General features: G+C 75.2%; 26 protein-coding genes. 17 read left to right on the forward strand and 9 right to left on the reverse strand.

Going from position 1 to position 26,077, the window contains the following annotated elements:
* Nucleotides 1-25: 25 nt before the first annotated feature.
* Nucleotides 26-1,006, reverse strand: coding sequence for an aldo/keto reductase (locus tag amrb99_RS32680; protein WP_190863410.1), 981 nt, complete (start codon nucleotides 1,004-1,006; stop codon nucleotides 26-28).
* Nucleotides 1,007-1,127: 121 nt separating this feature from the next.
* On the opposite strand from amrb99_RS32680, the gene amrb99_RS32685 reads away from it, so the two are divergent.
* The 3 genes from amrb99_RS32685 (at nucleotide 1,128) to amrb99_RS32695 (ending at nucleotide 3,954) form a co-directional block, all read left to right on the forward strand.
* The gene (locus amrb99_RS32685) at nucleotides 1,128-1,964 is read left to right on the forward strand and encodes a helix-turn-helix transcriptional regulator (protein WP_190863412.1); all 837 of its coding nucleotides are present in this window, start codon (nucleotides 1,128-1,130) and stop codon (nucleotides 1,962-1,964) included.
* A gap of 89 nt (nucleotides 1,965-2,053) precedes the next feature.
* Entirely contained in the window at nucleotides 2,054-3,010 is a 957-nt protein-coding gene (locus amrb99_RS32690) for an EamA family transporter (RefSeq protein ID WP_190863414.1), read from the forward strand.
* Between the two features lie 11 nt (nucleotides 3,011-3,021).
* Complete coding sequence (locus amrb99_RS32695; protein ID WP_190863417.1) at nucleotides 3,022-3,954, forward strand: LysR family transcriptional regulator; 933 nt, start codon at nucleotides 3,022-3,024, stop codon at nucleotides 3,952-3,954.
* A gap of 12 nt (nucleotides 3,955-3,966) precedes the next feature.
* Here the strand turns inward: amrb99_RS32695 and amrb99_RS32700 are convergent, their stop codons facing one another.
* Nucleotides 3,967-4,398 (reverse strand): MarR family transcriptional regulator, encoded by a 432-nt coding sequence (locus amrb99_RS32700; RefSeq protein WP_190863420.1) that lies wholly within the window; start codon nucleotides 4,396-4,398, stop codon nucleotides 3,967-3,969.
* 98 nt (nucleotides 4,399-4,496) lie between these two features.
* Here amrb99_RS32700 and amrb99_RS32705 point away from each other — a divergent pair, with 98 nt between their 5' ends.
* Nucleotides 4,497-5,132, forward strand: a complete 636-nt coding sequence (locus tag amrb99_RS32705; RefSeq protein WP_190863422.1) for an MBL fold metallo-hydrolase — start codon at nucleotides 4,497-4,499, stop codon at nucleotides 5,130-5,132.
* 7 nt (nucleotides 5,133-5,139) lie between these two features.
* Here the strand turns inward: amrb99_RS32705 and amrb99_RS32710 are convergent, their stop codons facing one another.
* Nucleotides 5,140-6,042 carry a hypothetical protein gene (locus amrb99_RS32710; protein WP_190863424.1) on the reverse strand — a complete coding sequence of 301 codons (903 nt, stop codon included), beginning with the start codon at nucleotides 6,040-6,042 and terminating at the stop codon, nucleotides 5,140-5,142.
* A 118-nt stretch (nucleotides 6,043-6,160) separates the two neighbouring features.
* Between amrb99_RS32710 and amrb99_RS32715 the strand changes: the two genes are divergently transcribed.
* Complete coding sequence (locus amrb99_RS32715; RefSeq protein ID WP_190863426.1) at nucleotides 6,161-6,778, forward strand: superoxide dismutase; 618 nt, start codon at nucleotides 6,161-6,163, stop codon at nucleotides 6,776-6,778.
* Between the two features lie 128 nt (nucleotides 6,779-6,906).
* Complete coding sequence (locus amrb99_RS32720; RefSeq protein ID WP_190863522.1) at nucleotides 6,907-7,320, forward strand: thioesterase family protein; 414 nt, start codon at nucleotides 6,907-6,909, stop codon at nucleotides 7,318-7,320.
* Between the two features lie 30 nt (nucleotides 7,321-7,350).
* Here amrb99_RS32720 and amrb99_RS32725 read toward each other — a convergent pair whose 3' ends face one another.
* Complete coding sequence (locus amrb99_RS32725; protein ID WP_241756146.1) at nucleotides 7,351-8,769, reverse strand: amino acid permease; 1,419 nt, start codon at nucleotides 8,767-8,769, stop codon at nucleotides 7,351-7,353.
* Between the two features lie 34 nt (nucleotides 8,770-8,803).
* Complete coding sequence (locus amrb99_RS32730) at nucleotides 8,804-9,199, reverse strand: helix-turn-helix domain-containing protein (RefSeq protein ID WP_190863428.1); 396 nt, start codon at nucleotides 9,197-9,199, stop codon at nucleotides 8,804-8,806.
* Between the two features lie 82 nt (nucleotides 9,200-9,281).
* Between amrb99_RS32730 and amrb99_RS32735 the strand changes: the two genes are divergently transcribed.
* Nucleotides 9,282-9,995: an SDR family oxidoreductase gene (locus tag amrb99_RS32735; RefSeq protein WP_190863430.1), complete on the forward strand. Its 714-nt coding sequence runs from the start codon at nucleotides 9,282-9,284 to the stop codon at nucleotides 9,993-9,995.
* A gap of 46 nt (nucleotides 9,996-10,041) precedes the next feature.
* Here the strand turns inward: amrb99_RS32735 and amrb99_RS52685 are convergent, their stop codons facing one another.
* Nucleotides 10,042-10,773, reverse strand: coding sequence for a PaaX family transcriptional regulator C-terminal domain-containing protein (locus amrb99_RS52685; RefSeq protein ID WP_190863433.1), 732 nt, complete (start codon nucleotides 10,771-10,773; stop codon nucleotides 10,042-10,044).
* Nucleotides 10,774-10,885: 112 nt separating this feature from the next.
* Here amrb99_RS52685 and amrb99_RS32745 point away from each other — a divergent pair, with 112 nt between their 5' ends.
* The 6 genes from amrb99_RS32745 (at nucleotide 10,886) to amrb99_RS32770 (ending at nucleotide 20,335) form a co-directional block, all read left to right on the forward strand.
* A complete protein-coding gene (locus amrb99_RS32745) occupies nucleotides 10,886-12,652 on the forward strand; it encodes an acyl-CoA dehydrogenase family protein (protein WP_190863435.1) in 1,767 nt (588 codons plus the stop codon).
* 1 nt (nucleotide 12,653) lies between these two features.
* A complete protein-coding gene (locus tag amrb99_RS32750) occupies nucleotides 12,654-13,424 on the forward strand; it encodes a crotonase/enoyl-CoA hydratase family protein (protein ID WP_190863436.1) in 771 nt (256 codons plus the stop codon).
* 106 nt (nucleotides 13,425-13,530) lie between these two features.
* On the forward strand, nucleotides 13,531-15,687 hold the full coding sequence (locus amrb99_RS32755) for a PQQ-binding-like beta-propeller repeat protein (protein WP_190863438.1): 2,157 nt from the start codon (nucleotides 13,531-13,533) through the stop codon (nucleotides 15,685-15,687).
* A 46-nt stretch (nucleotides 15,688-15,733) separates the two neighbouring features.
* On the forward strand, nucleotides 15,734-17,803 hold the full coding sequence (locus amrb99_RS32760) for a serine/threonine-protein kinase (RefSeq protein ID WP_190863440.1): 2,070 nt from the start codon (nucleotides 15,734-15,736) through the stop codon (nucleotides 17,801-17,803).
* A gap of 85 nt (nucleotides 17,804-17,888) precedes the next feature.
* Nucleotides 17,889-19,136, forward strand: a complete 1,248-nt coding sequence (locus tag amrb99_RS32765) for a cytochrome P450 (protein ID WP_190863443.1) — start codon at nucleotides 17,889-17,891, stop codon at nucleotides 19,134-19,136.
* Between the two features lie 101 nt (nucleotides 19,137-19,237).
* Nucleotides 19,238-20,335, forward strand: coding sequence for a zinc-binding dehydrogenase (locus tag amrb99_RS32770; RefSeq protein WP_190863445.1), 1,098 nt, complete (start codon nucleotides 19,238-19,240; stop codon nucleotides 20,333-20,335).
* A gap of 48 nt (nucleotides 20,336-20,383) precedes the next feature.
* On the opposite strand, the gene amrb99_RS32775 is transcribed toward amrb99_RS32770, so the two are convergent.
* Nucleotides 20,384-21,316: a 2-hydroxyacid dehydrogenase gene (locus tag amrb99_RS32775; protein WP_347256955.1), complete on the reverse strand. Its 933-nt coding sequence runs from the start codon at nucleotides 21,314-21,316 to the stop codon at nucleotides 20,384-20,386.
* 140 nt (nucleotides 21,317-21,456) lie between these two features.
* On the opposite strand from amrb99_RS32775, the gene amrb99_RS32780 reads away from it, so the two are divergent.
* Complete coding sequence (locus amrb99_RS32780) at nucleotides 21,457-22,467, forward strand: nitronate monooxygenase (protein ID WP_190863447.1); 1,011 nt, start codon at nucleotides 21,457-21,459, stop codon at nucleotides 22,465-22,467.
* Nucleotides 22,468-22,549: 82 nt separating this feature from the next.
* Here the strand turns inward: amrb99_RS32780 and amrb99_RS32785 are convergent, their stop codons facing one another.
* Nucleotides 22,550-22,831: a hypothetical protein gene (locus tag amrb99_RS32785; RefSeq protein WP_190863449.1), complete on the reverse strand. Its 282-nt coding sequence runs from the start codon at nucleotides 22,829-22,831 to the stop codon at nucleotides 22,550-22,552.
* Between amrb99_RS32785 and amrb99_RS32790 the strand changes: the two genes are divergently transcribed.
* The gene (locus amrb99_RS32790; protein WP_190863451.1) at nucleotides 22,830-23,438 is read left to right on the forward strand and encodes a hypothetical protein; all 609 of its coding nucleotides are present in this window, start codon (nucleotides 22,830-22,832) and stop codon (nucleotides 23,436-23,438) included. The two genes, amrb99_RS32785 and amrb99_RS32790, sit on opposite strands and share 2 nt — an antisense overlap.
* 19 nt (nucleotides 23,439-23,457) lie before the next feature.
* Here the strand turns inward: amrb99_RS32790 and amrb99_RS32795 are convergent, their stop codons facing one another.
* The gene (locus amrb99_RS32795) at nucleotides 23,458-23,886 is read right to left on the reverse strand and encodes a MarR family transcriptional regulator (RefSeq protein ID WP_190863453.1); all 429 of its coding nucleotides are present in this window, start codon (nucleotides 23,884-23,886) and stop codon (nucleotides 23,458-23,460) included.
* Nucleotides 23,887-23,994: 108 nt separating this feature from the next.
* On the opposite strand from amrb99_RS32795, the gene amrb99_RS32800 reads away from it, so the two are divergent.
* Both amrb99_RS32800 and amrb99_RS32805 read left to right on the forward strand, forming a co-directional pair.
* Entirely contained in the window at nucleotides 23,995-24,876 is an 882-nt protein-coding gene (locus amrb99_RS32800; protein ID WP_190863456.1) for an MBL fold metallo-hydrolase, read from the forward strand.
* Nucleotides 24,873-26,075, forward strand: a complete 1,203-nt coding sequence (locus amrb99_RS32805) for an MFS transporter (RefSeq protein ID WP_190863458.1) — start codon at nucleotides 24,873-24,875, stop codon at nucleotides 26,073-26,075. The genes amrb99_RS32800 and amrb99_RS32805 overlap by 4 nt, the downstream gene beginning before the upstream one ends.
* Nucleotides 26,076-26,077: the final 2 nt, after the last annotated feature.

Here is a 26,077-nt window from a genome sequence, read left to right on the forward strand (position 1 = left end):
CGGTGGCTCCGGCGTGGGGGCCGGCTCAGGTGTCGAGGTTGGCGAGGTAGGACTCGTTGCCCTGGGCGCCCGCCGCCGCGTCCGGGGGGACGATCTCCTCCAGCCGCGCGAAGACCGGCGCGTCCAGCGCCAGGTCCCCGGCGGCGGCGTTGGCGCGGGCGTTCGCGGCCTTGCGGGTCCCCGGGATCGGCAGCGCGCCGCGGTCGACCAGCCAGGCCAGCACGAGCTGCGCCGCCGTGACGCCCTGCTCGGCGGCGAGCGCCGCCACCCGGTCCGCGAGCGAGACGTTGCGCTCCACGTTGCCGGCCTGGAAGCGCGGGTTCCCGCGCCGCCAGTCGCCCGCCTCCAGGTCGTCGAAGCCGCGGACCTGGCCGCCGAGGAGGCCCCGCCCGAGCGGGCTGTAGGCGACGAACGCGACGCCCAGCTCCGCGCACGCCAGGATCAGCTCCTTCTCCGGCGCCCGCTGGAGCGGCGAGTACTCGGTCTGCAGCGCCGTCACGGGGTGGACGGCGTGCGCGCGCCGCAGCGTCCGCTCCGACACCTCCGACAGCCCGTACCCGCCGATCTTCCCCGCCTGGACGAGCTCGCCGAGCACCCCGGCCGTCTCCTCGATCGGGGTCGTGGGGTCGAGGCGGTGCAGGTAGTACAGGTCCACGTGGTCGGTCCGGAGCCGCGACAGGCTGGCGTCCAGGGCCCGCCGGACGTACTCGGGCCGCCCCATGCCGGGGACGAGGATGCCGTCCGCGTCCTGGTTCCCGCCGAACTTGGTGGCGAGGACGTACTCGTCCCGCCGCTTCTCCAGCGTGCGGCCGATCAGGGTCTCGCTGTACCCGGCGCCGTAGATGTCGGCGGTGTCGACGAACGTGACACCGGAGTCCAGCGCGGCCAGGAGCGTCTCCGTGGCGTCGCGCTCCTCGACGCCGCCGTAGACGGGCGCCACGTTCATCGCGCCGAACCCCACCACCGACACCTGCGGGCCGCCCGTTCCAAGGGTGCGATAGCGCACTGGTCAGTCACCTCTCGTCTGTCATGGATGTGCTTTCACCCTGCCGCGCGCGCCCCCGGGCGACCAGTGCCCGCCGATGGCTAGGACTCAGAGGGCCACCCTCCGGAGGCACACTGGGCCCATGGCGACACGCGAGATGGCGGACTTCCTGCGTTCCCGGCGCGACCGCATCAGACCCTCGTCCGTGGGCCTGCCCGACGGCGGGCGGCGGCGCGCCCCCGGCCTGCGCCGCGCGGAGGTGGCGCTGCTCGCCGGGATCAGCCCCGACTACTACATGCGGCTGGAGCAGGGCCGCGGCATCCGCCCCTCGCCGTCCGTCCTGGACGGTCTCGCCCGGGCGCTCGTCCTCAACGACGACGAGCGCGACCACCTCTATCGGCTGGCGCTGTCGCTGCCGTCCCCGCCCCCCGCCGCGGACGCCCCGGTGGCGGACGCCCCGGTGCACCCCACCGTGCGGCGCCTCCTGGACGAGATCGCCCCCGTCGCCGCCTACGTGATCAATCCCCGCCTGGACGTGCTGGCCTGGAACGGGACGGCCGCCGCGCTCATGCCGCACCTGGCGGAGCAGCCCGCGTCCCGCCGCAACATGCTCCGGTACGCGCTCTGCGACCCGCGCGCCCGCACGTTCTACGTGGAGTGGGAGGAGGTGGCCCGGCACGGCATCGCGCAACTGCGCACCGCCACCGGCCGCGACCCGGACGACCCCGCGACGCGGGCCCTGATCCGCGAGCTGTCACGGACGCCGCACTTCGGCACCTGGTGGGACCGGCAGGACGTCAAGGGCCCGGGGATGGGCCGCAAGGAGTACCGGCATCCGGTGGTCGGCCGGCTGGCCCTCGACTACATCGGCATGGTCCTCCCCGGCACCCCCGACCACCAGTTCGTCACGCTCACCGCCCCCGAGGACGGCCCCGCCCGAGCCGCCCTGGACGAGCTCGCCGCCCTGGCCCGCTCCTGAGCGCCGGCGCACATCGAATAAGCATCACTGAAGCTTTTCGCAGAAAAAAGTAACTGGATCTTTTCCGTGCGGTCCGGGACGGTGGCGGGATGGCCTCCCGCTCCGGTTCCGCTCACGTTCTCGCCCTGGCGGGCACCGTCGTGCTCTGGGCCTCGGCCTTCCCCGCCATCCGGGTCGGCATCGACGGCCTCGGCGTGGCGGCGCTGTCGTTCCTGCGGATCGCGATCGCGGCGATGGCGCTGGCCCTGGTGGCGCCGCTGGCCAAGGTGCGCCCGCCCCGGCGCCGCGACCTGCCGATGATCGCCTTGTGCGGGGCCACCGGCGTCACCGCCTACCAGGTCCTGCTCAACTGGGGCGAGGTCCGGGTGGAGGCCGGGACCGCGAGCCTGCTGATCGCGACCGCTCCCGTCTTCAGCGTCCTGCTGGGGAGCCTGCTCCTCGAGGAGCGGCCGACCCGCACCGTCATCGCGGGGAGCGTCGTCGCGCTCGCCGGCGCGGCCATGGTCGGCCTGGCCGAGGGCACCGGCGGGTTCACCGTCTCGGCCCTCATCGTCCTCGCCGCCGCCGTCGTCCAGGGGACCTACCACTTCGCGACCAAGCCCCTGCTCCGCCGCTACACCGGCCTGGAGGTCGCCACCTACGCGATGGCCGCGGGAACCGTCTTCGCGCTGCCCCTGGTCCCCGCGGCGTGGCCCGCGACGTTCCGCGCACCGGCGGACGCGCTGGCCTCCGCGGTCTACCTGGGGCTGCTGCCGTCCGCGCTCGGCTTCGTCATCTGGGCCTACGCCGTCGCCCGCCTGCCGCTCGCGGCCTCCACGGCGGCCCTGTACCTGGTGCCGCCGGTGGCGCTGATCGTCTCGTTCGCCTGGCTCGGCGAGGTGCCCCACCCCGTCGAGCTGTTGGGCGGCGCGGTCAGCGCGGCGGGGGTGATCCTCATCCACCGGCACAGGGCGGCGCCGGATCCCGGCGACGCCCCGGACGGCGACGTGCCCGAGGCCGTAGGGACACACTGGGAACCGCCGCCCCGATTCGAGCGATCCGAGTAAGGAGCCCGTCCGTGCTCGACGTACGCCGTCTGCGGATCCTCCAGCACCTGGCCGCCTACGGCACCGTCGCGGCCACCGCCGAGGCCCTGCATCTGACGCCGCCGGCCGTTTCCCAGCACCTCGCCGCCCTGCGGAAGGAGGCGGGCACGCCGGTGGTGGAGAAGGTCGGCCGCACGCTGCGGCTGACCGCGGCCGGAGAGCTGCTGGTGGCCCATGCCGAGATCATCCTGGCGGAGCTCGCGGCGGCCGAGTCCGGCCTGGCCGCCCTGCAGACCGGACGGCGCGGCATCGTGCGGATCGCCGCGTTCCCCTCCGCCGCCCGCGCCCTCGTCGCGCCCCTGTGGCGGCGCCTGGCCGAGACGGACGCCTCGCCCGCCCCTTCGCTACGGCTCTCCGTCGTGGAACCCGACGAAGCCCTCGACCAGCTGCGCAAGCGCTCCACCGACCTCGCCGTGGTGCACAGCTACACCGTGCTGCCGCGGGACTTCCCCGCAGCATGCGAGCAGGCCGTCCTGATGGAGGAGCCGGTGCTGCTGGCCCTGCACCCCCGGCAGGCCGAGGATCTGCACCTGGCCCCCGGGCAACCCGCGGATCTCTCCCGGCTGTCCGATATGCCGTGGCTGACGCCCGGGCCGGAGACCTCCTGCCACGAGATGATCCAGCGCGCCTGCGGCCTCGCGGGCTTCGTCCCGGACATCCGCGCCCGCGGCAGCGACTTCTCCGTGCTGGCCGCCCTGGTCGCGGCGGGAGCGGGCGCCGCCCTGATCCCTCGCATGGCGTTGCCGGAGACCACCGCGGCCCTCAGCCTCCACCCGCTGGTCCAGCCCGTCTCCCGGACCATCTTCACCGTCAGCCGGGCGGGCACCGCCAGGCGCCCCGACCTGCGGCGCGTCCTGGACCTGCTCCACGACCCGGCGGCCGTTCCCGGGGAAGCGCGCGACTGACCCCGTACCGGGTCAGTGCGGGCCGGCGGACGCGGTCAGCCGGTCGAGGAGGGCGGGGAGCTCGGCGAGGCGGTCCCGCTCGTCCGGGGTGAGGGCGGTGGCGATGGCGGCGGCGAGCCAGTCGCGGCGGGCGCGGCGGTCGCGGTCGAGGGCGGCGCGGCCCTCGGGGGTGATCGCGATGACGCGGCCCCGGCCGTCGCGGGGGTCGGGGCGGCGGACGGCGTAGCCGAGGCTCTCGAGGTCCTTCACCGTGCGGCTCTGGCTCTGGTGCCGGACGCGGCGCCGCTGCGCGAGCGAGGCGATGCTCGCCTCGCCCTCGCGGTCGAGCAGCCCGAGCGTCTGCGCGACCGGCGGCGCGAGCGCGTCGGCCTGGGACCGGGCGGTGCGGACGAGCCCGCCGATGGACGTGCGCAGCCGCTCGGCGAGCTGGTCGTGGTCCGTCATGGCGGCCTCCGGGGTGCGGCGTCCCGCCAGTATATACAGCAAAGGTGTACAGTTTGAGCTGTAGATATGGCGGAACGGACAGGAAGGAAGGCCGCCCGATGCAGCTCACCAAGCACGCCCACGCCTGCGTCGTCCTCGAGAAGGAGGGCACGACGATCGTCCTCGACCCGGGGAAGTTCACCCCGGACGCGGAGGCCGCCGTCGCCGCCGCGGACGCCGTCCTGATCACCCACGAGCACTTCGACCACTTCGACGACGCGCTCCTCGGCGCCGCCCTCGACAAGCGCCCCGACCTGCACGTCTACGGCCCCGCCTCGGTGCGGGACAAGCTCGGCGAGCACGGCGGGCGGGTGCGGGCCGTCGCGTCCGGCGACGCGCTCTCCATCGGGGACTTCGCCGTCACCGTCCACGGCGAGCGGCACGCGGTGATCCACCCGGACATCCCGATCGTGGCCAACACCGGCTACCTGATCGACGGCCGGCTGTACCACCCGGGCGACGCCTACCACGTGCCGGACGTCCCGGTGGAGGCGCTGCTGCTGCCCACCAGCGGGCCGTGGACGAAGCTCGCCGAGGCCGTCGACTTCGTCCGGAACGTCCGGCCCAGCAGGCTGCTCCAGATCCACGAGCTGATGCTCAGCGAGCTGGGCCAGAACTCGGTCGCCGGAATGCTGAACAACCTGACCGGCCTGGAGATGACGCTCCTCGCCCCGGGGGACGCCCGCGAACTCTGAGCGGGCGCTAGACGAAGTCGGCGAAGTCCATGTTCGCGATCTCCAGGTTGGCGGCCATGCTCCCGGCCTCGTCGAGGGGGACGCGGGCCACCTGGCCGGGGGTGTCGTAGAGGTCGACGACGAGCAGCGGGCGGGCCGGATCCGCGAGGGCCTCCGCGTCCGCGAGCGCCACCATCGTGGTGTGGCCGTCCGGGCTCCGGCCGGGCGGCACGAGAGCCGGGACCTGGCCCGGCTGCAGGTCCGCGTAGGCGGGGTCGTCGACGACCACGGGATCCAGGTCGACGTGGTCGCCGTACTCGCCGTCCTCGGGGTCCCCGTCCAGCTCCGGATCGGGGAGGGCGCCGAGCAGCGCGCGCCAGCCCGCGTCATCGAGGAAATCGGTGCGGACGAGGATCGTCCCGCCGCCGGCGGGCAGCCGCGGGAACGAGGTGCGGACGACCGCGGTCGGGGTGGGCGTCTCCGGGGCGCCGCCGTCGCCCCGGTACCTGCCCCACCGGTCCATCCCCTGGACGAGCTCGTCGAAGCGCAGGGCGCCGGACGCCAGGTCCGCCAGGACGCGGCCGAGGTCGTTCGCGGCGACCCGGACACCGCGTCCGGGGACGTCGCGCATGTCGACCACCAGCGGATCGTCACCGCCGAACACGACGGGGATGTCGGCGTGCACGATCACCTGCGGCGCCGGGCCGTCCGCCGCGGCCAGCGCGGGGAAGTCCCCGCCGTGCAGGTAGTCCCAGCCGGGGTGCTCGGCGAGGCGGAGCCGTACGCCGCCGTCCAGCGTGACCGTGTCGCCCTCGCGCCGTCCGCCCAGGGCGGTGAGGGCACCGCCCCAGCGGGCCTTGCCGTCCTCGTAGGAGGTGCAGACGAGCAGCACCTCGCCGTGCGCGGGCGCGGGCAGCCTCGGGTGCGGCATGGGGCCTCCGTCGGAGTGGCAGGACGAGCCGTCGCGCCGATTCTGCCGGGGGCCTCGGACATCGGGCGCGCTTGTTGCATGCTGGACGTAGGTGCGAATGATTTGCAATAGTGGCGGCATGGCCGACTACACGCTGCCCGACCTGCCGTACGACTACGCCGCGCTGGAGCCGGCGATCACCGGGGAGATCCTGGAGCTGCACCACTCCAAGCACCACGCCGCCTACGTCAAGGGCGCCAACGACACGCTGGAGAGGCTCGCCGAGGCGCGCGGCAAGGAGCAGTTCGGCGGGCTGGTGGGGCTGGAGAAGACGTTCGCGTTCAACCTGTCCGGGCACGTCCTGCACTCGATCTTCTGGGACAACCTGTCGCCGGACGGCGGGGACCGCCCGGACGGCGAGCTGGCCGCCGCGATCGACGAGCACTTCGGGACGTTCGACGCGTTCCGCAAGCAGCTGACGGCCGCGACGTCCACCGTCCAGGGGTCCGGGTGGGGCGTGCTCGCGTGGGAGCCGCTCGGTGAGCGCCTCGTGGTCGAGCAGGTCTACGACCACCACGGGAACGTCGGCATGAACACCACGCCGCTGCTGGTGTTCGACGCCTGGGAGCACGCGTACTACCTGCAGTACCGCAACGTGCGGCCGGACTACGTCGAGAAGCTCTGGTCGCTGGTGAACTGGACGGACGTCAAGGCCCGCTTCGACAAGGCCCGCTTCGACAAGGCCGGCACAGCGTAGACGGTCGCCGCGCCGCGTCCCGAGACCACGGCGCCCTCCAGGCCGGGATCGTGCTCAGAACCCTTTCCCTGCGGCCCGGAGGGCGCCGTGCCGCGTGCCACCAGGGGATACCTAGACTGGCGCGCGTGATGAGCGACTACCCGCACCAGGTCAGCGTGCCGACGCGCTGGAAGGACAACGACGTCTACGGCCACGTCAACAACGCCGTGCACTACTCGCTGATGGACACCGCCATCAACGAGTGGATGATCGGCAAGGCGGGGTTCGCGCCGCTGGACGCGCCGTCGATCGCGCTGTGCGTGGAGTCGCACTGCCAGTACAAGGCCGAGGTGTCGTTCCCGGACACGATCCGGCTCGGCCTCCGCGTCGGCAAGCTCGGCACGTCCAGCGTCCGCTGGGAGATCGGCATGTACCGGGCGTCCGACGACGCGCTCATCGCCGAGGGCCACTTCGTGCACGTCTTCGTCGACCGGGAGACCCGCCGTCCCGTGCCGATCGCCGAGCCGATGCGCACCGAGATGGCCAAGCTCGTCGTCGCGTGACGGCGTCCGGGGCCGCGCGTCCGGGGCCGGTCAGCGCCGGTTCAGCAGGGAATGGCGCCGGCTGTAGGCGAAGTAGACGGCGCAGCCGATCAGGAACCACACCACGAACCGCACCCAGGTCTGCCACTGCAGGAACGTGATCAGCCAGACCGAGAAGACGACCCCGACGGCGGGTACCACCGGCATCCCCGGCGTCCGGAACTCGCGCGGCAGGTCGGGGCGCCGGTAGCGCAGCACGATCACCGCGACGCACACCACGATGAACGCCAGCAGGATCCCGATGTTGGTGAGCTCCGCCGCCTCCGCGATCGGCAGGAACCCCGCGATCAGCGCCGACCCGAGCCCCAGGATCCAGGTGATCCGCGTCGGGACGTGCCGCGCCGGGTGCGTCCTCGCGAACCAGCCGGGCAGCAGCCCGTCCCGGCTCATCGAGAACCACACCCGCGTCGCGCCCATCATGAACGTGAACAGCACCGTCAGCACGCCGAGGATCGCGCCGACGGCGATGACGATCCCGACGGTGTCCAGCCCGACCGACTTGAACGCCGAGGAGAACGCGGCGTTCGGGTTGATCTCCCGGTAGTCGACCATCCCGGTCAGCACCAGGCACGCCAGCACGTACAGCACCATCGAGATCGCCAGCGAGTAGATGATCGCCTTCGGCATGTGCTTGCGGGCCTCCCGCGACTCCTCCGCCGCGGTGCTCATCGCGTCGTAGCCGAAGACGGCGAAGAAGACCGTCGCGGCCCCGGTGAACGCGCCGGACAGGCCGAACGGGAAGAACGGCGAGTAGTTCCCGCTCCGGATCTTGAAGACGCCGACCACGATCACCAGCAGGACGATCGCGACCTTCAGGTACACCAGCACCGTCTCGAACCGCGCCGCGCTGCGCATCCCGAGGTTCAGCACCCACGCGATCAGCAGGCACAGCAGCGCCGCGAACAGGTTGACCTTGTAGCTGCCGTCCGCCACGTCCTTCGGCTCGGTCCCCGGCGCGCCGCTCATCCACAGCGGCAGATGGACGTGCATGAACCCGAGCAGGTCGTCGAAGTACCCCGATATCCCGATCGCGACCACCGCCACGATCGCGGTGTACTCCAGCAGCAGGTCCCACCCGATCGCCCAGCCGGTGAACTCGCCGAGCACCGCGTACCCGTAGGTGTACGCCGACCCCGCCTTCGGGATCAGCCCCGCGAACTCGGCGTACGAGAACGCCGCCGCCGCGCTCGCCACCCCGGCGACGAGGAACGAGATCAGCACCGCCGGCCCGGCCTTCTCGTTCGCCACGGCCCCGGCCAGCGAGAAGATCCCCGCGCCGATGATGCCGCCGACCCCGATCGCGGTCAGCTGCCACAACCCGAGCGTCCGGGTCAGGCCCGCGCCCCCCGACTCGTCCTCGATCTGCTCGATCGGCTTCCGCCGGACCATCCCGTCCAGGACCGAAGGCATGCAGCCACCTCCCAGGCACCGTCGCCACGGCAGATCATGTGCCCCCGCCCCGCGCCGCAAACCCGCCGGCGGCCGGGTCGGTGGTGGCGTCGAAGGTGTGCTGGGCGGTGATGATCTCGGCGGCGTGCTCGCGGATCCAGCCGGTCAGGCCGCGGAGGGGGACGGTGATGCCGCGGCCCAGCGGGGTGAGGGCGTAGGTGACCGAGGGCGGGACGGTCGGCTCCACGGTGCGCAGGACGAGGCCGTCGCGGACGAGGGTGCGGAGGGTCTGCGACAGCATCTTCTCGCTGACGCCCTCGATGCGGTCGCGGAGCTCGTAGAAGCGCAGGTCGGAGGAGTCCAGCGCGGTGAGGACGAGGATGCCCCAGCGGCGGGTCACGTGGTCGAGGACCACCCTTGCGGGGCAGTCGCGCCGGAAGACGTCGTCCATCAGGGCACCTACTCTCGGCGCATGGGCTTACCTTTCGGTACGTACTTTCGAAAGGTTAGCCGCCTCTCCTAGCGTGGGCGGCATGGAACCAGTCGCGCTCGTGACCGGTGGGGGCCGTGGCATCGGCGCCGCCACCGCAAGGGAACTCGCCCGCCGCGGATACCGCGTGGTCGTCAACTACCACCGCGACCGGGCGTCGGCGGAGGCCGTCGCCGCGGAGACGGGCGGGACGGCGATCCGCGCCGACGTCCGGGACCCGGCCGAGGTGGCGGCGCTCGTGGCCGCGTGCGGGCCGGTCACCGCCCTGGTGTGCAACGCGAACATCGATCCGTCGTTCGGGCCGGTGCGGTCGCTGCCGTGGGAGGCGTTCATCGCGAAGGTGGAGGGCGAGCTGGCCGCCGCGTACCACGTGACCCAGGCCGTCCTGCCGGACATGCCGGAGCACGGGCGGATCGTCTACGTGTCGAGCCTCAGCGCCGACCTCACGCGGCCGATGACCGGCGCGCACACGACGGCGAAGGCGGCGCTGGACGCGTTCGCGCGGCATGTGGCGGCGGAGGCGAGCCCGGTGGCGGTCAACGTGGTCGCGCCTGCGGCGGTGCGCACCGAGGGGTCGTCGGCCGCGCGGACGCCGGAGGTCGAGGCGGCGCTGGCCGGGCGGTCCGTGCTGGGGCGGATGGTGGAGCCGGACGACGTGGCGGCGGTGATCGCCGCGGTGGCGGACGGGTCGCTGCCCGCGGTGGCGGGCGCGCGCATCCCGGTCGACGCGGGGTTCCGGGTGCTCGCGGCGCCGTGAGCAGGCTCCGCGGGGGCGGCGGGCGCGAGGGCGGCGGGTGCGGCGGTCAGGGTTGGAGTTCGCTGGTGAGGAGCCGGGCGAAGTCGGTCTCGAAGGTCTCGTAGCCGCCGCGGAGGGCGTCGCCGGGCCAGCCGGGCGGGAGGAGCTCGGGCGGCAGGATCGGGTCGCGGAGCAGGTGGCGGAGGGCGGCGGCCGCGAGGGTGAAGCGCTCGGCGATGCCGTCGGCGCCGGCGAGGGCGGCGCGGAGCGCCTCGGCGGTGGCGGCCCAGCCGTCGAGGTCCCAGAGGGTCCGGGCGAGGGCGGCGGGGTCCTGCTCGGGGCGGCCTTCGAGGAAGGTGCACTGGCGGACGACGGTGCCGGGGCGGGGCCGGTCGAGGTTGGCGGGGCGCAGCCAGGTGCCCTCGCGCAGCTCGGCGAGGCGGAGCGCGGACATGGCCTGCCGGAGCGCGGCGCGGTCGGCGGCGGGGCGGCGCTCGGCGGTGATGACGGCGATCTCCCAGGCGCCGTCCCAGGGGCGGGTGCGGGGGCGGCGGCTCTCGTCCTGGCGGGCCTGGCGCTCCAGGAGCCGGTCGGTGAGGGCGTACCGGCCGTCGGTCTGGACGAGGTCGCCGGAGGTGACCATGCGGGAGAGCGCGACGCGGACGGTGCCCTCGGCGATGCCGAACAGGTCGCCGACGCGGACGAGGTGGCGGGCGGCGAGGCGGGGCGGGTGGACGCCCAGCAGGGTGCTCAGCACGACGGAGCGTGCCGTGAGCGGGCGGATGTTCAGCGTGTCCATGGCTGCTGCGGACTTTAGCCGGTGCGGGCCCGGCGGAGCGGGCGGTCCGGGTGCGGCCGCCGGTGAGATTACAGTCTTCCATCACGTGAAATGGAAGCGTAATGTCCGGGGCATGGCCTCTTACCTGATCGAGCCGTTCGACCGGCTCCCCTTCGGCGGCGCGGACAAGGCCCGCCGGTACGCGACGGAGCGCTACCAGGGGGCGGCGGGCCTCAACTGGTACGACTGCGACCCGACGCTGCGGTTCCTGATGCGGCGCCACCTCGCCGACGGCTTCGGCTGGGCCGAGCCCCGGCTCCGCGAGCTGGGCGCGCTCATGGGCGGCCCGGTCAACGCGTGGGCGGAGGAGACCGACCGGAACCCGCCGCGGCTGGAGAAGTACGACCGGTGGGGGCGCGACGTCAGCGAGGTCGTCATGCCGGGGTCGTTCGAGGCGGCCCGGCGGGAGCTGGTGGCGACGTCGTTCACCCGGCCCGCCTTCGTCGCGGAGGCGAAGGCGAACGGCGTGGACCCGGCGCCGCTCGGCGTCGCCTGGAGCTACCTGCTCGACCAGGCCGACATCGGCATGGCGTGCGCGCTCGGCACCGGCGGCGACATGGTCGTAGGGCTCACCGAGCTGTTCGCGCCGGACGAGGTGAAGGAGCGCGTCCGCGCGCTGTTCGCCGAGGGCGCGTTCTCCGGCGAGGCGGCGCAGATGCTCACCGAGCGGTCGGGCGGCTCCGACCTCGGGGCGCTGGAGTCGACGGCGACGCGGGACGGCGACGCGTGGCGTCTCAACGGGTTCAAGTGGTTCGCGTCGAACGCCAACGGGTCGGCGTTCGTCGTCCTCGCCAAGCCCGAGGGCGCGGTGGACGGGGTGCGCGGTATCGCGCCGTTCCTGGTGCTGCGGGAGCGGCGGGACGGGACGCGCAACGGGGTGCGGATCCGCCGGCTGAAGGACAAGCTCGGCACCCGGTCGGTGGCGTCGGCGGAGATCGAGTTCACGGACGCGGAGGCGTTCCTGCTGGCTCCGGCGTCGAGCGCGGGCGAGGGCGGGGACGGCAAGGGCCTCGCGCGGATGATGGAGCTGACGAACGGCGCCCGGCTCGGCATCGCGATGATGGGGCTCGGCTGCGCGCGCCGGTCGCTGGTGGAGTCGCTCTGCTACACGCGGGCGCGGGAGGCGTTCGGGGCGTCGTTGGACGAGCAGCCGCTGATGCGCCGCAAGCTCGCCGAGATGATCGTCGAGACCGAGGCCGTCCAGGCGCTGGTGTTCGACGGGTACCTCGGGCGACCGAGGCTGCGGGTCGGGGCGGCGCTGGTGAAGCTGCGCGCGGCGCGGCTCGGCGTGACCGCGGCGAGCGACGCGATCGAGATCCACGGCGGCAACGGGTACATCGAGCAGTGGCCGGTCGCCCGCATCCTGCGGGATGCGCAGGTCAACCCGATCTGGGAGGGCGGCGACAACATCCTCTGCCTGGACGTCCGCCGCGCCATCGAACGCGACGACGCGCACGAGCCGTTCATCGACCGGCTCACCGAGGCCGTCGCGAGCGCCCCCGGCGGCGACGACGCGACCGCCGAGCTGGTGAACGCGCGGATCGGGCACCTCCGCGAGGCGATCGGGAAGTGGCGCGGCCTCGACCGGGCGACGGCGGAGGCGCGCCTGTACCCGCTCGCCCAGTACATGGCCGACGTGTACGCGGCGGCGCTGCTGCTGGAGCAGGCCGGCTGGGAGCGCGCCGACTCGGGCGCCGACCGCAAGGCGCTCGTCGCGCGCCTCTACGCTCGGAGGCACCTCGCCGACGCGGGCCCGCTGCGGGCGATCGACGCGCCGGCGGAGGACCTCGAACGCTTCAAGGACCTGGCGGACGGCGCGTTCGTCCGCGTGGAGGAGTGACATGCGCGTCAGGAGCGAGCGCCGCGGGCCCGTGACGACCGTGATCATGTCCCGTCCGGAGGCGCGCAACGCCGTGGACGGGGCGGTGGCGGACGGGCTCGCGGCGGCGTTCCGGGCGTTCGACGCCGACCCGGACGCGAGCGTCGCCGTCCTGTGGGGCGAGGGCGGGACGTTCTGCGCGGGCGCCGACCTGAAGTCGATCGGCACGGAGCGGAGCCCGCGCGTGGACGCGCCGCCCGCCGACGGCCCGCTCGGCTGCACGCGGATGCGGCTGTCGAAGCCGGTGGTCGCGGCCGTCGCGGGGCACGCGGTCGCGGGCGGCATGGAGCTGGCGCTCTGGTGCGACCTGCGGGTCGTCGAGGAGGACGCGACGTTCGGCGTGTACTGCCGCCGCTGGGGCGTCCCGCTGGTGGACGGCGGGACGGTCCGGCTGCCGCGGCTGATCGGGACGAGCCGCGCCATGGACCTGATCCTCACGGGCCGTCCGGTCGGCGCGCGGGAGGCGTTCGACATCGGCCTCGCGAACCGGCTCGTCCCGCCGGGGACGTCCCGGGAGGCGGCGGAGGAGCTGGCGGCGGACCTCGCCCGCTTCCCGCAGGCGTGCCTGCGCAACGACCGCATGTCCGTCCTGGACGCGGAGGGCCTGCCGGAGGAGGAGGCGCTCGCCGTCGAGTACCGGCACGGCCTCGGCTCCCTGCGGGACGCGCTCGACGGCGCCGGGAGGTTCACCGCGGGCCACGGCCGCCACGGGGATTTCGGCGACCTGGGCTGACGGCGCTCGCACCGCCGCGCCCGCCCGCCGCGCCCGCCGCGGGACGGGCGGGAGGCGGGCGCGAAGGCCGCCGCGGAATGCCCGGATCGCTCTATCATGTCGGCCGGTGGACAGCCGGTTGAAGAGCCTGGGCGCGCACGACCCCGCGCGGGTGGGACCGTACCGGTTGCTGGCGGTGCTCGGCAGCGGCGGGATGGGCCGCGTCTACCTGGGGCGGTCTCCGGGGGCGCGGGCCGCGGCCGTCAAGGTGGTGCGTCCCGAGCTGTCCGGCGACCCGGCGTTCCTGGCGCGGTTCCAGCGCGAGGTGGCGGCGGCTCGCGCGGTCGGCGGCGCCTTCACCTCGCCCGTCCTGGACGCCGACCCCTCGGCGGATCCGCCGTGGCTGGCCACCGCGTTCGTCGCCGGGCCCTCGCTGAGCGACGCGGTGCGGGCGCACGGCCCGCTGGAAGAGCCGGTCGTGCGCGTCCTCGGCGCCGCGCTCGCCGAGGCGCTGGCGGCGGTGCACGCGGCGGGGCTCGTCCACCGCGACCTCAAGCCCGCGAACGTACTGCTCGCCGCCGACGGCCCCCGGGTCATCGACTTCGGGATCAGCCGGGCGCTGGACGGCACGGCGGTCACCCGCAGCGGCGCGCTGGTCGGGTCCCCGGCGTTCATGGCGCCTGAGCAGGTCGCCTCGGGACGCCGCGCGGGGCCCGCCGCCGACGTGTTCGCGCTGGGCGGCGTGCTCGTGCACGCCGCGACCGGCACGCCGCCGTTCGGCACCGGGGCGGTCCCGGCCGTGCTCGCCCGCGTCGTCGGGGCGGACCCGCGACTGGACGGCGTGCCGGACGGCCTGCGGCCCCTGGTGGCCGCGTGCCTGGACAAGGATCCCGGCCGGCGCCCGTCCCCGGAGGAACTGGTCGAGCGGCTCGGCGGGGCCGATCCGGGGGAGTGGTGGCCCGCGCCGGTCCGCGCGGAGATCGCCGCGCGCGCGGGCGAGGCGTCCGCCCTGCTCGCCGCGCCGCCCCTCGTCCCGCCCATCCCGGACGGGATCCCGACGCACCCGGGGGCGGCCGAAGACGACGCGCCGACGGTGCGCGAGCCGTCGCCGACGCGCATTCTGACCGGCCCTCCCGGCCGCCGCCGCTTCCTGGTCGCGGCCGGTGCCGCCGCGGGGGCCACCGCGGCGGCGGGCGTCACCGGATGGCTGCTGCACGACCGCGACTCCGACCGGCCGCACGGCCCGCGCTCCGCGACCGTCGGCGCGCCCCAGGGACCGCGCCCGCTCTGGACCTACACCCCGGCGCTGGACGACCTGGTGCCGAACCCGCCGACCGTCGTGCGCGGCGGCACGGTCCTGCTCGGCGAGACGTCCGGGCTCACGTGCCTGGACGCCGCCACAGGCGCCCGGCGATGGGCGGTCCGCGTGGACGCTGGATTCGACCACGTCGAGGTCTCCGGCGACACGGTGTACGGCCGGGCACGCGACGGCGAGCTGTTCGCGTTCGAGGCCGCCACCGGCGAGCGCCGGTGGCGGGTCGCCGGAGACCGCCTTCCCCTGCGTCCCGACGACGACGTGGCCGGGGTCGCGGGCACGCTCATGATCGGCCGCCGGTACCCCACGGGCGAGGGCCCGGCGTCCGTCCGGGCGTTCGAGGTGCCGGGCGGGCGGACGCGGTGGCGGCTGGAGGTGGCGTCCCGGCTCATGCCCGTGCTGGTGGCGGGCCGCCTGCTGGCGGCCGGGAAGGGCGCCGTGCTGGCGGTCGACGCGGCGACGGGGCGGCGGATGTGGCGGACGCCGCTGGCCGAGGACCCGCCGTCCCTCCAGGTGTCCGAGTCGGCCGTGCTGGTCCCCGGAGCCGGCACGCTCACGGCGTTCGCGAGCGGCACCGGAGCGCGGCTGTGGACCGCCGGAGGGTTGGGCCGGCTCCTGCCGACCGTCCTCGCGGCCGCCGGGAACCTGGTGTGCGTCGCCGACGGCCCCACCGCGATCGGCCTGGACGCGCGCACGGGGAGCGTCCGGTGGCGCACCCGGCTGCCCGCCGCCCCGGCCGCCGCGACGCCGCCGTGGTCCCCGGCGCTGGTCGCCGTGCCGCTCGCCCCCGATGACGCGCAGGCCCGGGCCGGCGCCGGCGCCGGGCTGGCGGCGCTGGACCCGGGCGGCGGCCGCGTCCGCTGGACGTACCGCGTCCCCAACGACGCCGTGACCGAGTGGGACGTGCGGACCGACGGCGCTCGCGTGTACGCCTTCGACGGCAGGCGGCTGCTGGTGTTCCGAGGATGACGGCCGACGCGGAGAGGACCGGAGTGCGGAGAGGACCGGAGTGGAGATGACGGAACCGCTGCGCCCCGAGGACCCGGAGACGCTCGGGCCGCACCGCCTCGTCGGGCGGCTGGGGCAGGGCGGGATGGGGCGGGTCTACCTCGCGCGCTCCCGCGCCGGGCGGCTGCTCGCGGTGAAGGCCGTCCACGCCGAGTACGCCGACGACCCGGCGTTCCGCGCGCGGTTCCGGCGGGAGATCGACGCCGCGCGGCGGGTGGCGGGGGCCTTCACCGCGCCCGTCGTCGACGCCGACCCGGACGGATCGCCGCCGTGGCTCGCCACCGCGTACGTGCCCGGCCCGTCGCTGCGGGACGCGGTGCTGCGGCACGGCCCGCTGCCGGAGGGCACGGTCCGCGCGCTCGGGGCCGGGCTCGCCGAGGCGCTGGCCGCCGTGCACGCGCCGGGGCTCGTGCACCGCGACCTCAAGCCGTCGAACGTCCTGCTGGCGGCCGACGGGCCGCGGCTGATCGACTTCGGCGTCAGCCGGGCGGTGGACGACGCGGCGCTGACGGCCGCCGGGGCGGTCGTCGGCTCGGCCGGGTACCTCTCGCCCGAGCAGGCCGCCGCGGACGAGGCGGGCCCGGCGTCCGACGTGTTCTCGCTCGGCGCGACCCTCGCCTTCGCCGCGACCGGCCGCCCGCCGTTCGGCGACGCCCGCCTGGAGGTGCTGCTCTACCGGGTCGGCCACGAGGACCCCGACCTGGCCGGGCTGCCGGGACCCCTCCGCGACGTCCTGGCCGCCTGCCTGCAACGCGATCCGGCGCGGCGGCCGCCTATCGGCCGGCTGCCCGCGCTGTTCCTCCCCGAACCCGGCGCCGCCCCGGCTCCGGCTCCGGCGCGGCACTGGTTGCCGGACCCGGTCGCGGCCGAGGTGGCGGAGTGGACCGCCAACGCCGCGAACGCCGGGGACGGCACGTCCGGTGGCGGAGGGATCGGCCGCCGGTGGCTGCTGGCGGGGCTGGCGGCCGCCGGGGTCGCGGCGGTGGCGGGCGGCGTGATCGCCTTCGCGTCCCGCGGCGACTCCAAGCCCCGGCCCCGGCCGTCGGCCGAGCCGAAGGTCACCCCGCGCCGGCTCTGGAGCGCGCGGGCCGAGAACCCGGACGGCCTGGCGATCGCGGACGGCCTGGTGCTCTACGCCACCGGCGCGTTCTCCGCGGACCTCGTCGCGCTCGACCTGAGCACGGGACGGCGGCGGTGGCGCAAGGGCGGGCTGCTGTTCGCCGACCAGCCCGGCGGGGAGTGGGCCCGGCCGCCCGTCGCGGCGTCCGGCAGTGCCCTGTACGCCGCGCTGGGGTCGCTCGACGACGGCGCTCCGATGCGCGCCCTCGACCCGGCCACCGGCGCCGTCCGGGCGACGATCGAGCTGCCCGGCGACCTCGGACCGGGCCTCGTGTGGGGAGCGCAGGGACCGGTGGTCTTCTGCAGGTCCTCCGGCGCCGCCCGCGCTCTGATCGCGGTCGACGCGGCGTCCCGGAAGGTCCTCTGGTCGTACCAGGGGCAGAGCGCGATGGACGAGATGATCACCGTCCCGCCCGCCGGGGGCCTGGTGTTCCGGACCGAGCGGTCCGGGACCGTGCACGCCCACGCGGTCGCGGACGGCACCGAGCGCTGGCAGGCCCCGACCGACACGGCCGCCGGCGGTCGGCCGGTGATCGCGGCCGGGGACGCCGTGTACGTGTCAGGCGGCTACCTGTACGCGCTGGACGCCGCGACCGGGCGCCGGCGCTGGGCGTTCGCCACCGGGACGGACGGGCGTGCCGCCGTCCGGGGCGGCGACGTCTTCGTCACGCTGCCCCGCCTCACCGCGCTCGACGCGCGCACCGGCGCGCCGCGCTGGCAGGTGGAGGCGGGCGGGACGCTCGGGCGCCTCGCGATCTGCGAGGACCTGCTGCTCGCCGTGGACCTTGACAGGGAGCACCCTGCCGTGCACGGCTGGGAGGCGGGCACGGGGAAGCGGCGCTGGGAGTATCCGCTCCCCGCGGACGAGGGCGGGAACCCCTACCGCTCCGTCGAGACCGCCGGAGACGTGTTCGCGATCCGCCACGGTTCGGCGATCGACGCCTTCCAGGTCACCTGACCCGGCGCCGCCCCGGGAGTAACCCTGCACTTACGGTCCGGGGCGCGCCGTTCTAAGCTCGACACCGACGACCCGAAGGAGCGGTATGACCCTGAGCGTGGACGAGGCGGGCTGGGCGCTCGCCGACCCGAAGGCGTACGCCGACGAGGCCCGGCTGCACGAGGCGCTCGCGCTGCTGCGGCGGGAGTCGCCGGTGCGGTGGGTGGACGCGCCGGACTACAACCCGTTCTGGGCGATCACGAAGCACGCCGACGTGCTGGAGATCGAGCGGAACCACGAGATCTTCCTGAACGCCCCGCGCCCGCTGCTCGGCACCGCCGAGTTCGACGAGCTGAACCGGGAGCGCGCGGAGCAGGGCATCGCGCTGCGCACGCTGATCCACATGGACGACCCCGACCACCGGGTGATCCGGGCGATCGGCGCGGACTGGTTCCGGCCGCGCGCGATGCGGGCGCTCGAACCGCGCGTGAAGGAGCTGGCGAAGCGGTACGTCGACCGGATGGTGGAGCTCGGCGGCGAGTGCGACTTCGCCCGGCAGGTCGCGGTGCACTTCCCGCTGTACGTCATCCTGTCGCTGCTCGGCCTGCCGGAGAGCGACTTCGACCGGATGCTGAAGCTGACGCAGGAGCTGTTCGGCGGGGACGACGACGAGCTGCAGCGCGGCCAGACGAACGAGGAGAAGCTGCAGGTCCTGCTGGACTTCTTCGCCTACTTCCAGGGGCTGACGGAGGAGCGCCGCAAGCACCCGACCGACGACCTGGCGTCCGCCATCGCGAACGCGCGGATCGACGGGGAGCCGCTGAACGACTTCGACACCGCGTCCTACTACGTCATCATCGCGACGGCCGGGCACGACACGACCAGCGCGACGATCGCGGGCGGCCTCCAGGCCCTCATCGAGCACCCCGAGCAGCGCAAGCGGCTCGCGGACGACCCGGGCCTGATGCCCCTCGCCGTGGACGAGATGATCCGCTGGGTCACCCCGGTGAAGGAGTTCATGCGCACCGCGACCCGCGACTACGACCTGCGCGGCGTGACGATCCGGGAGGGCGACGCGGTGCTGCTGTCCTACCCGTCGGCGAACCGCGACGAGGACGTGTTCGACGACCCGTTCTCCTTCGACGTCGGGCGCGACCCGAACAAGCACCTGGCGTTCGGGTTCGGCGTGCACTACTGCCTGGGCGCGGCGCTGGCCCGCATCGAGGTCCGCGCCTTCTTCGAGGAGCTGCTGCCGCGGCTGCGCTCGATCGAGCTCGCGGGTCCGGCCGAGAGCATCGCGACCACGTTCGTCGGCGGGCTGAAGCGGCTGCCCGTCCGCTACTCGCTGGACTGACGCGCCCGCCTCCCCGCCGCCCGCCCGGCACCGCCCGCCCGGCACCGCCCGCCGCCCGGCACCGGCCGCCCGACACCCGCCGTCCTGACAGGAGAGCCCCAGTGCAGATCGACGCCGCGGTGCTGCGCGCCGCAGACGCCCCCTACACGATCGAGCGCGTCGAGCTCGCCGACCCCGGTCCCGGCGAGATCGTCGTCCGGATCGCGGGCGTCGGGATGTGCCACACCGACCTGCTCGGGCGGGTGCCGGGCGACCTGGTCGCGAAGCCGGTGATCCTCGGGCACGAGGGGTCCGGCGTGGTCGAGGCGGTGGGGCCGGACGTCACCGGCGTCACCGAAGGCGACCACGTGGTCATGTCGTTCGACTCGTGCGGGTCCTGCGCGAACTGCCGCGACGCGGTGCCCGGCGCCTGCCCGCAGATGGCCGCGCTGAACATGATCGCGGTCCCGCTGGACGGGCGGCCCCGCGCCACCGACGCCGGCGGGAACGCGGTCGGCAACCGGTGGTTCGGGCAGTCGTCGTTCGCGTCGCACGCCCTCGGCACCGTGCGGAACGTCGTCCCGGTGACCAAGGACGTGCCGATCGAGAGGCTCGGGCCGCTCGGCTGCGGCGTGCAGACCGGCGCCGCGTCCGTGCTGATCTCCCTCGGCGTCCGGGCCGGCGACAGCATCGCGGTGTTCGGCGCGGGCGCGGTCGGGCTCGCCGCCGTGATGGCCGCGAAGGTCGCGGGCGCCACCACGATCGTCGCGGTCGACCTGAACGGCGCGCGCCTCGACCTGGCCCGCGAGCTCGGCGCCACCCACACGGTCGACGGCGCGGACGACGACATCGCCGGCCGGATCCGGGCGCTGTCGGGCGGCGAGGGCGTGCAGTACTCGTTCGACACGACCGCCGTCCCGTCCGTGGTGTCGGCGGCCGTCGCGTCGCTGCGCACCACCGGCGTCTGCGGCCTCGTCGGCGTCGGCTCCGAGGAGTACCGGCTCGACCCGAACCTGCTGCTCATGGGCCGGACGGTCAAGGGCATCATCGAGGGCGACGCCGTCCCGCACACCTTCATCCCGAAGATGATCGACCTGTGGCGCAGGGACCTGTTCCCCTTCGACCGCCTCATCGCGACCTACCCGCTCGACCGGATCAACGAGGCCGAGGCGGACGCCGCGTCCGGGAAGGTCGTCAAGCCCGTCCTCCTGCCCGGCTGAGCCGCGAGCCGCTGCGGCCCGCCGCGGGTCGCAGCGGGCCGCAGCGGGTCACCGCACGCGGTGGAGGAGGTCGCGGCCGGAGGCGAGCCGGCGGCAGTTCTCCGCCGCGACCTCGAAGTACCGGTCCCACGTCTCGCCGGTGAGCCACGCGACGTGCGGCATCACGACGACGTTGTCGAGCGCGAGCAGCGGGTTCCCCGGATCGACCGGCTCGCGCTCGAAGACGTCCAGGCCGGCGCCGCCGAGCCGGCCGGACTCCAGCGCCGCGACCAGCGCCGATTCGTCGATCACCGCGCCGCGCGCCGTGTTCACCACGACCGCGCCGGGCGGCAGCAGCGCGAGCCGCTCGGCGTCCAGCAGGTGGTGCGTCTCGTCGGTCAGCGGGATGTGCACCGACAGGACGTCGCTCGCCCGCAGCAGGTCGTCCAGCTCCCGCCAGGCCGGGTCGTCGCGGCGCGGGCGCCGCGAGGTGTACAGGACGCGGGCGCCGACCGCCTCCAGCATCCCGCGCAGCAGCCCCGCGATCTCGCCGCCGCCGAGCAGCCCGACCGTCCGGCCCCGCAGCTCCCCGCCGGCCAGCGACCGGTCGGCGGGCCAGCCCTCGCCGCGCCGCGTCCGCGCGTCGAACGCGACCAGCTTGCGCAGCGCCGCGAGCGCCAGCAGCAGGCTCGTCTCCGCGACGGCCTGCGCGTTGCGGCCCGGCATGTTCGCGACGGCGATCCCGCGCTCGGCGGCGGCGTCCAGGTCGATGGTGTTCACCCCGGTGCCGAGCTTCTGGACCAGCCGCAGCTTCGGCGCCCGGTCCATGTCGGCGGCGGTCAGCGGCCGCAGCACGTGCCAGATCACCTCGGTGTCCGGCAGCAGCGCGTGGAAGCGGGCGTCGTCCTGCTCGGAGCAGGAGACGATGTCCAGGCCGGGCTCGGTGTGGTCCATGTCGTAGTGCAGCAGCACCCGCATCCTGGTCCCTCTCGGTCGGTTCACGTTCGCTGAACCCGGCGGTCGCGGCCGGTGTCCCGCGGCTATCTTTCCGATCGTGGCGCATGCCGCGAGCCCGGGAAGGGCCGCCCCCGGCGGCCGCGCGGGCGGTGGTTGATCCGCGACGCCCCGGAAAGGGAACCGATATGACGGCATCCTGGCTTCCCGACCTGCCGATCGTCCAGGCGCCGATGGCGGGCGGCCCGTCCACGCCGGAGCTCGCCGCGGCCGTGTCGGACGCGGGCGGCCTCGGCTTCCTCGGCGCCGGCTACAAGACGGCGGACGCCGTGCGCGCCGACATCGACCGGACGCGGGCGCTGACGTCCCGCCCGTTCGGCGTCAACGTCTTCATGCCGTCGCACGACGACGTCGACCCCGCCGCCGTCGCCGCCTACCGGGACGCCCTCGCTCCCGAGGCGCGGCGGCTCGGCGTCGACCCCGGCACCCCGGGGGCCCGCGACGACGCCTACGACGCCAAGATCGCCGTCCTGCTGGCGGACCCGCCCGCCGTCGTGAGCTTCACGTTCGGCTGCCCGGACGCCGCCGTCGTCCGCGCCTTCCAGGAGCGCGGCACCACCGTCGTCGTCACCGTGACCACCGCCGAGGAGGCCCGGCTGGCGTCCGCCGCCGACGCGCTGTGCGCGCAGGGCACCGAGGCGGGCGGGCACCGCGGCTCGTTCACCAACACCTTCGACGGCGCGCTCCCGCTCCGCGACCTGCTCCGCGACGTCCTCGCGGTCACGGACCTCCCCGTCATCGCCGCCGGCGGCCTCGGCACGCCGGACGACGTCGCCGGCGTCCTCGCCCTCGGCGCCGTCGCCGCCCAGCTCGGCACGGTGTTCCTGCGCTGCCCGGAGAGCGGCGCGAGCGCCGTGCACAAGGCCGCGCTCGCCGACCCGCGCTTCACGTCCACCGCGATGACCAGGGCGTTCAGCGGACGTCCCGCGCGCGGCCTGGTCAACCGCTTCCTCGCCGAGCACTCCGCCGACGCGCCCGCCGCCTACCCGGACGTCCACTACGTGACGTCGCCGCTGCGCAAGGCCGCCGCCGCGCAGGGCGACCCGGACATCCCCAACCTCTGGGCCGGCACCGCCTTCCGCGCCGCCGCCGAGACCCCGGCCGCCGACCTCGTCCGGCACCTGGCGTCCCGCCTCTGACCCGCGCTTCGCGTCCGGCCCCCGACCCGCGCCTCCTCGCGGCCGGGCCCGGCCCGGCGGGGCCGCGCCCGGCGGGGCCGTGTCAGCCGACGGGGTCGTCCCGCAGGCCGCGCGGGTGGCAGGCCACGTGCCGCCCGTCGCCGGTCAGCCGGGCCGGGCGGACGAGGTGGTCGGTGCCGTAGCCGCGGCGCTGCTGGTAGACCCAGAAGGCGGCGCGGGCCCGGCCCGTCCAGCGATCGAAGATCATGACCTCGCGGGTGCCGGCGAGGTGCAGCGCCGCCGTTGGAGATTCCCTCCGGCGGGGGAGGCGGGTCGTGCCGGTGGGGGAGGTGTGGCCGGGGCGTGCGCGCGATCTTCGAAGCATGACCGAATCCGCTGTTGCCGCCGTGCGCCCCGGGCGGCTGCGGGCCGCGTGGGCCTCCGCGCACGCGCCCGTCCCCGGGGTGCCGCGCTGGGCGCGGGCCGCCGCGCTGACCGTCCCGCTCGTCGTGCTGCCGTCCAGCCTGTGGCGGATCGCGGGCGTCGCCCTGCACCTGCCGATCGTCCGGCACACGGGAGGCGACGAGAGCGGCAACCTGCCGTCCTGGCTGCCGATCGAGCTGTACGTCGTGCTGCTGTCGATCCTCTCCGAGCTGCTGGCGTTCACCGCCGTCGGGCTCGTGTCGACGTGGGGCGAGGTGTTCCCGAAATGGGTGCCGTTCCTGCGCGGACGGCGCGTGCCGACGCTCGCCGCGGTCGTCCCGGGCGCGATCGGCGCCACCGTCCTGACATGCCTGTGGACGTGGGTGTTCGTGATGCTGGCGTTCGGCCGCAACATCGCGGGCGACCGGCTCACCGCCGACTCGCCGCTCAACGCCGACACCTGGCAGGGCGCCTTGGTCGTCGTCTCCTACGTCCCGCTGGTCGCCTGGGGGCCGCTGCTCGCGGCGGTCACGTTCGCGTACCACCGGCGCCGCGCCCACGGCGCCTGAGGCACCGGACCGGCGCTGGTCAGCGCGGTTGCCGGGCGCGGAGCAGCAGGTTCTGGAGGGCGCCGAGCTCGTCCTCGCCGAGGCCGCCCAGGGGCGAGTCCTTCGAGAGCAGTTCGAGCAGGCGCGCGCGCAGTTCGGTGCCGTCCGCGGTCAGGACGAGCTCCTTGGCGCGGCGGTCCTGCGGGTGGGGGCGGCGCTCGACCAGGCCGCGCTTCTCCAGCTTGTCGACGACGAACGTGGCGTTGGACGGCTCGCAGCTCATCCGTTCGGCGAGGTCGCGCATCGTCATCGGCCCGGTCAGCTCGCGCAGCGCGGTGGCCTGGGGGCCGGTGAGCCCGAGCGTCGTGGCGCGCTCGCGGACGTGCTCCTCGATCTGCCGGGACAGCCCGGTCACCAGCCCGCACAGCTCCCGCTCGGCGGTGGCGGCGAACTCCGGATCGGTGCTCATGGCCCGAGCTTACATCAAGCTGCAATGGTTGCAGCTTGAATAGTTCTAGTTGTAAGTTTCCCGTCGTGCGGCGGCCGCAGGGCGCGGCCGTCCCGAAGGGAGACACCCATGCCCAGCACCCCCGGCACGCCCGACGCGGGCACCCGGAACCGGTTCGCCGCCGAGGCGGGCGCCAGGACGATCCGGCTCGGCGACCTGGCGATCACCTACGTCCCGGACGGCGCCGTCGAGCTGAAGCCCCGCGCCTGGTTTCCCGGTACCACCGACGCGTTCTGGGCCGAACGCCCCGAGTACCTCAACGCGGCGGGCAACCTCGTCGCGAGCATCGGCGGCCTGCTGGTCGAGCACGGCGACCGCGCCCTGCTGATCGACGCCGGCGTCGGCCCGCTCGCCTGGCCGGACGCCCCGGACCGGCCGATCGGCGCCCTGCGCGGCGGCGCGCTGCCCGCGAGCCTCGCCGGGCTCGGCCGCGGCCCCGCCGCGATCGAGGCCGTCGCCATCACCCACCTGCACGTCGACCACACCGGCTGGCTGGCGCCCGCCGCCGGCGGCCCGTCGCCGCTCGCCGGCGCGGAGGTACTGGTCAGCGCGTCCGAGTGGGAGCACCGCGCGCTGTCCGACACCGACCCCGCCGTCCTCGACGGCTTCGCCGCGCGGGTCCGGACGACCGCCGACGGCGAGGAGATCTTCCCCGGCGTGCGGGTCCGGACGACGGCCGGCCACACCGCCGGGCACACCGTCTACGAGATCGCCTCGGGCGGGCGGCGGCTCCTCGCGTTCGGCGACGCGCTGCACTCGCCCGTCCAGGTGGACCACCCGGAGATCTCCGCCGTGGTCGACCACGACCCGGAACTGTCCGCCGACGTCCGCCGGAGCCTCATCGCCGAGCTCGCCGACCCGGACACGATCGGCTTCGGCGTCCACTTCGGCGACGTCCAGTTCGGGCGCGCCGTCCCCGGTACTCCCGGCTGGCTCCCGGAGGACCGGTGACCGCGTCCGCCACCGCCCGCACGGGCCACTGGCCCGCCATCGTCGCCGCCGCGGCCGCCGCGACCGCGGCGGTGATGCCCGGGTTCACCGTCGGCGCGCTCGCCCCGTCGATGCAGCACGCCCTGCACACGAACCGGACCACGCTGGGGCTGGCGATGAGCGCCTTCTACGCGGCGAGCGCGCTCGGCTCGCCCGCCGCGAAGCGGCTGGCCGCGCGGCTGCCCGTCCCGGCGGCCCTGTCCGCGGCGGCGGCCGTCGCGTCGCTGTCGATGCTGGCCCTCTCCCGCGCCGGGCACGTCGCCGTCCTCTTCCCGGTGCTGGTCGCCGCCGGGTTCGCCAACGGGCTCGTCCAGCCCGCCGCCGGACGGCTCATCGCCGCCCGCGCCCCCGACCGCCGCCGCTCCCTCGCCGCCGGGACGATCGGCGCCGCGCTCGGCGCCGGCACGCTCGTCCCCGGCCTGCTCGTCGCGCTCGTCGTGCACCCGTACGGCTGGCGCGCCGCGATGGCGATCGCCGGGCTGCTGGCGCTCGTCCCCGTGGCGCTGGCCCCGCTGACCCGCACGCCCGCGGCCGGGCCCCGGCGCGCGGCGGCGGCGTCCGCGCCGATGCCGCGCGCCGTCCGGCGGACGCTGGTCCTGTGGGCGGTCGCGGCGGCCCTCTCCGCGACGGGGAACAACGCGGTGGCCTCGTACTTCGTGCAGCTCGGCGCGCACTCCGGGGTGCCGGACGGCCTCACCGGCGACCTCCTCGCGATGAGCGCGGTCATCGCGATCGCCGTGCGGCTGGCCGCCGGCGCGCTCGCCGACCGGGCGCCGCGCGGCGACCGGACGGTCATCGCGGTGATGATGCTGAGCGGCGCCGCCGGGCTCGCGCTCATCGCCGCCGGCTCCCCGGTCACGTTCCTCGCCGGGGCCGTCCTGGCGTTCTCCGCCGGATGGGGCTGGACGGGCCTGCTCCTGTCGGCGGCGCTCCGCCTCCTGCCGGACCGCGCGGAGAACGCGGGCCACACCGTCCAGGTCGGCGTCTACACCGGCGCGACGATCGCCCCGTTCACGTTCGGCGCCCTGTCGGCGTCGCTCGGCTTCGCGGCGGCGGCACTGCTCGCCGCCGCGGCCGCCCTCACCGCCGCGTCCCTCATGGCCGCGACCACCCGGCCCGCGCTGAGATGCGGCGAGTCGCCGTCATTGCGAGCCGCATGAGG

Source organism: Actinomadura sp. RB99 (assembly GCF_014706005.1).
In the GTDB taxonomy this organism is placed as follows: domain Bacteria; phylum Actinomycetota; class Actinomycetes; order Streptosporangiales; family Streptosporangiaceae; genus Spirillospora.

Coding starts and splice junctions, on each gene's coding strand:
- amrb99_RS32760 (WP_190863440.1), top strand. CDS start 15,734: ATGACGGAACCGCTGCGCCCCGAGGACCCGGAGACGCTCGGGCCGCAC.
- amrb99_RS32785 (WP_190863449.1), bottom strand. CDS start 22,831: ATGCTTCGAAGATCGCGCGCACGCCCCGGCCACACCTCCCCCACCGGC.
- amrb99_RS32685 (WP_190863412.1), top strand. CDS start 1,128: ATGGCGACACGCGAGATGGCGGACTTCCTGCGTTCCCGGCGCGACCGC.
- amrb99_RS32730 (WP_190863428.1), bottom strand. CDS start 9,199: ATGGACGACGTCTTCCGGCGCGACTGCCCCGCAAGGGTGGTCCTCGAC.
- amrb99_RS32700 (WP_190863420.1), bottom strand. CDS start 4,398: ATGACGGACCACGACCAGCTCGCCGAGCGGCTGCGCACGTCCATCGGC.
- amrb99_RS32780 (WP_190863447.1), top strand. CDS start 21,457: ATGACGGCATCCTGGCTTCCCGACCTGCCGATCGTCCAGGCGCCGATG.
- amrb99_RS32715 (WP_190863426.1), top strand. CDS start 6,161: ATGGCCGACTACACGCTGCCCGACCTGCCGTACGACTACGCCGCGCTG.
- amrb99_RS32765 (WP_190863443.1), top strand. CDS start 17,889: ATGACCCTGAGCGTGGACGAGGCGGGCTGGGCGCTCGCCGACCCGAAG.
- amrb99_RS32725 (WP_241756146.1), bottom strand. CDS start 8,769: ATGCCTTCGGTCCTGGACGGGATGGTCCGGCGGAAGCCGATCGAGCAG.
- amrb99_RS52685 (WP_190863433.1), bottom strand. CDS start 10,773: ATGGACACGCTGAACATCCGCCCGCTCACGGCACGCTCCGTCGTGCTG.
- amrb99_RS32735 (WP_190863430.1), top strand. CDS start 9,282: ATGGAACCAGTCGCGCTCGTGACCGGTGGGGGCCGTGGCATCGGCGCC.
- amrb99_RS32795 (WP_190863453.1), bottom strand. CDS start 23,886: ATGAGCACCGATCCGGAGTTCGCCGCCACCGCCGAGCGGGAGCTGTGC.
- amrb99_RS32720 (WP_190863522.1), top strand. CDS start 6,907: ATGAGCGACTACCCGCACCAGGTCAGCGTGCCGACGCGCTGGAAGGAC.
- amrb99_RS32705 (WP_190863422.1), top strand. CDS start 4,497: ATGCAGCTCACCAAGCACGCCCACGCCTGCGTCGTCCTCGAGAAGGAG.
- amrb99_RS32800 (WP_190863456.1), top strand. CDS start 23,995: ATGCCCAGCACCCCCGGCACGCCCGACGCGGGCACCCGGAACCGGTTC.
- amrb99_RS32710 (WP_190863424.1), bottom strand. CDS start 6,042: ATGCCGCACCCGAGGCTGCCCGCGCCCGCGCACGGCGAGGTGCTGCTC.
- amrb99_RS32745 (WP_190863435.1), top strand. CDS start 10,886: ATGGCCTCTTACCTGATCGAGCCGTTCGACCGGCTCCCCTTCGGCGGC.
- amrb99_RS32790 (WP_190863451.1), top strand. CDS start 22,830: ATGACCGAATCCGCTGTTGCCGCCGTGCGCCCCGGGCGGCTGCGGGCC.
- amrb99_RS32750 (WP_190863436.1), top strand. CDS start 12,654: ATGCGCGTCAGGAGCGAGCGCCGCGGGCCCGTGACGACCGTGATCATG.
- amrb99_RS32690 (WP_190863414.1), top strand. CDS start 2,054: ATGGCCTCCCGCTCCGGTTCCGCTCACGTTCTCGCCCTGGCGGGCACC.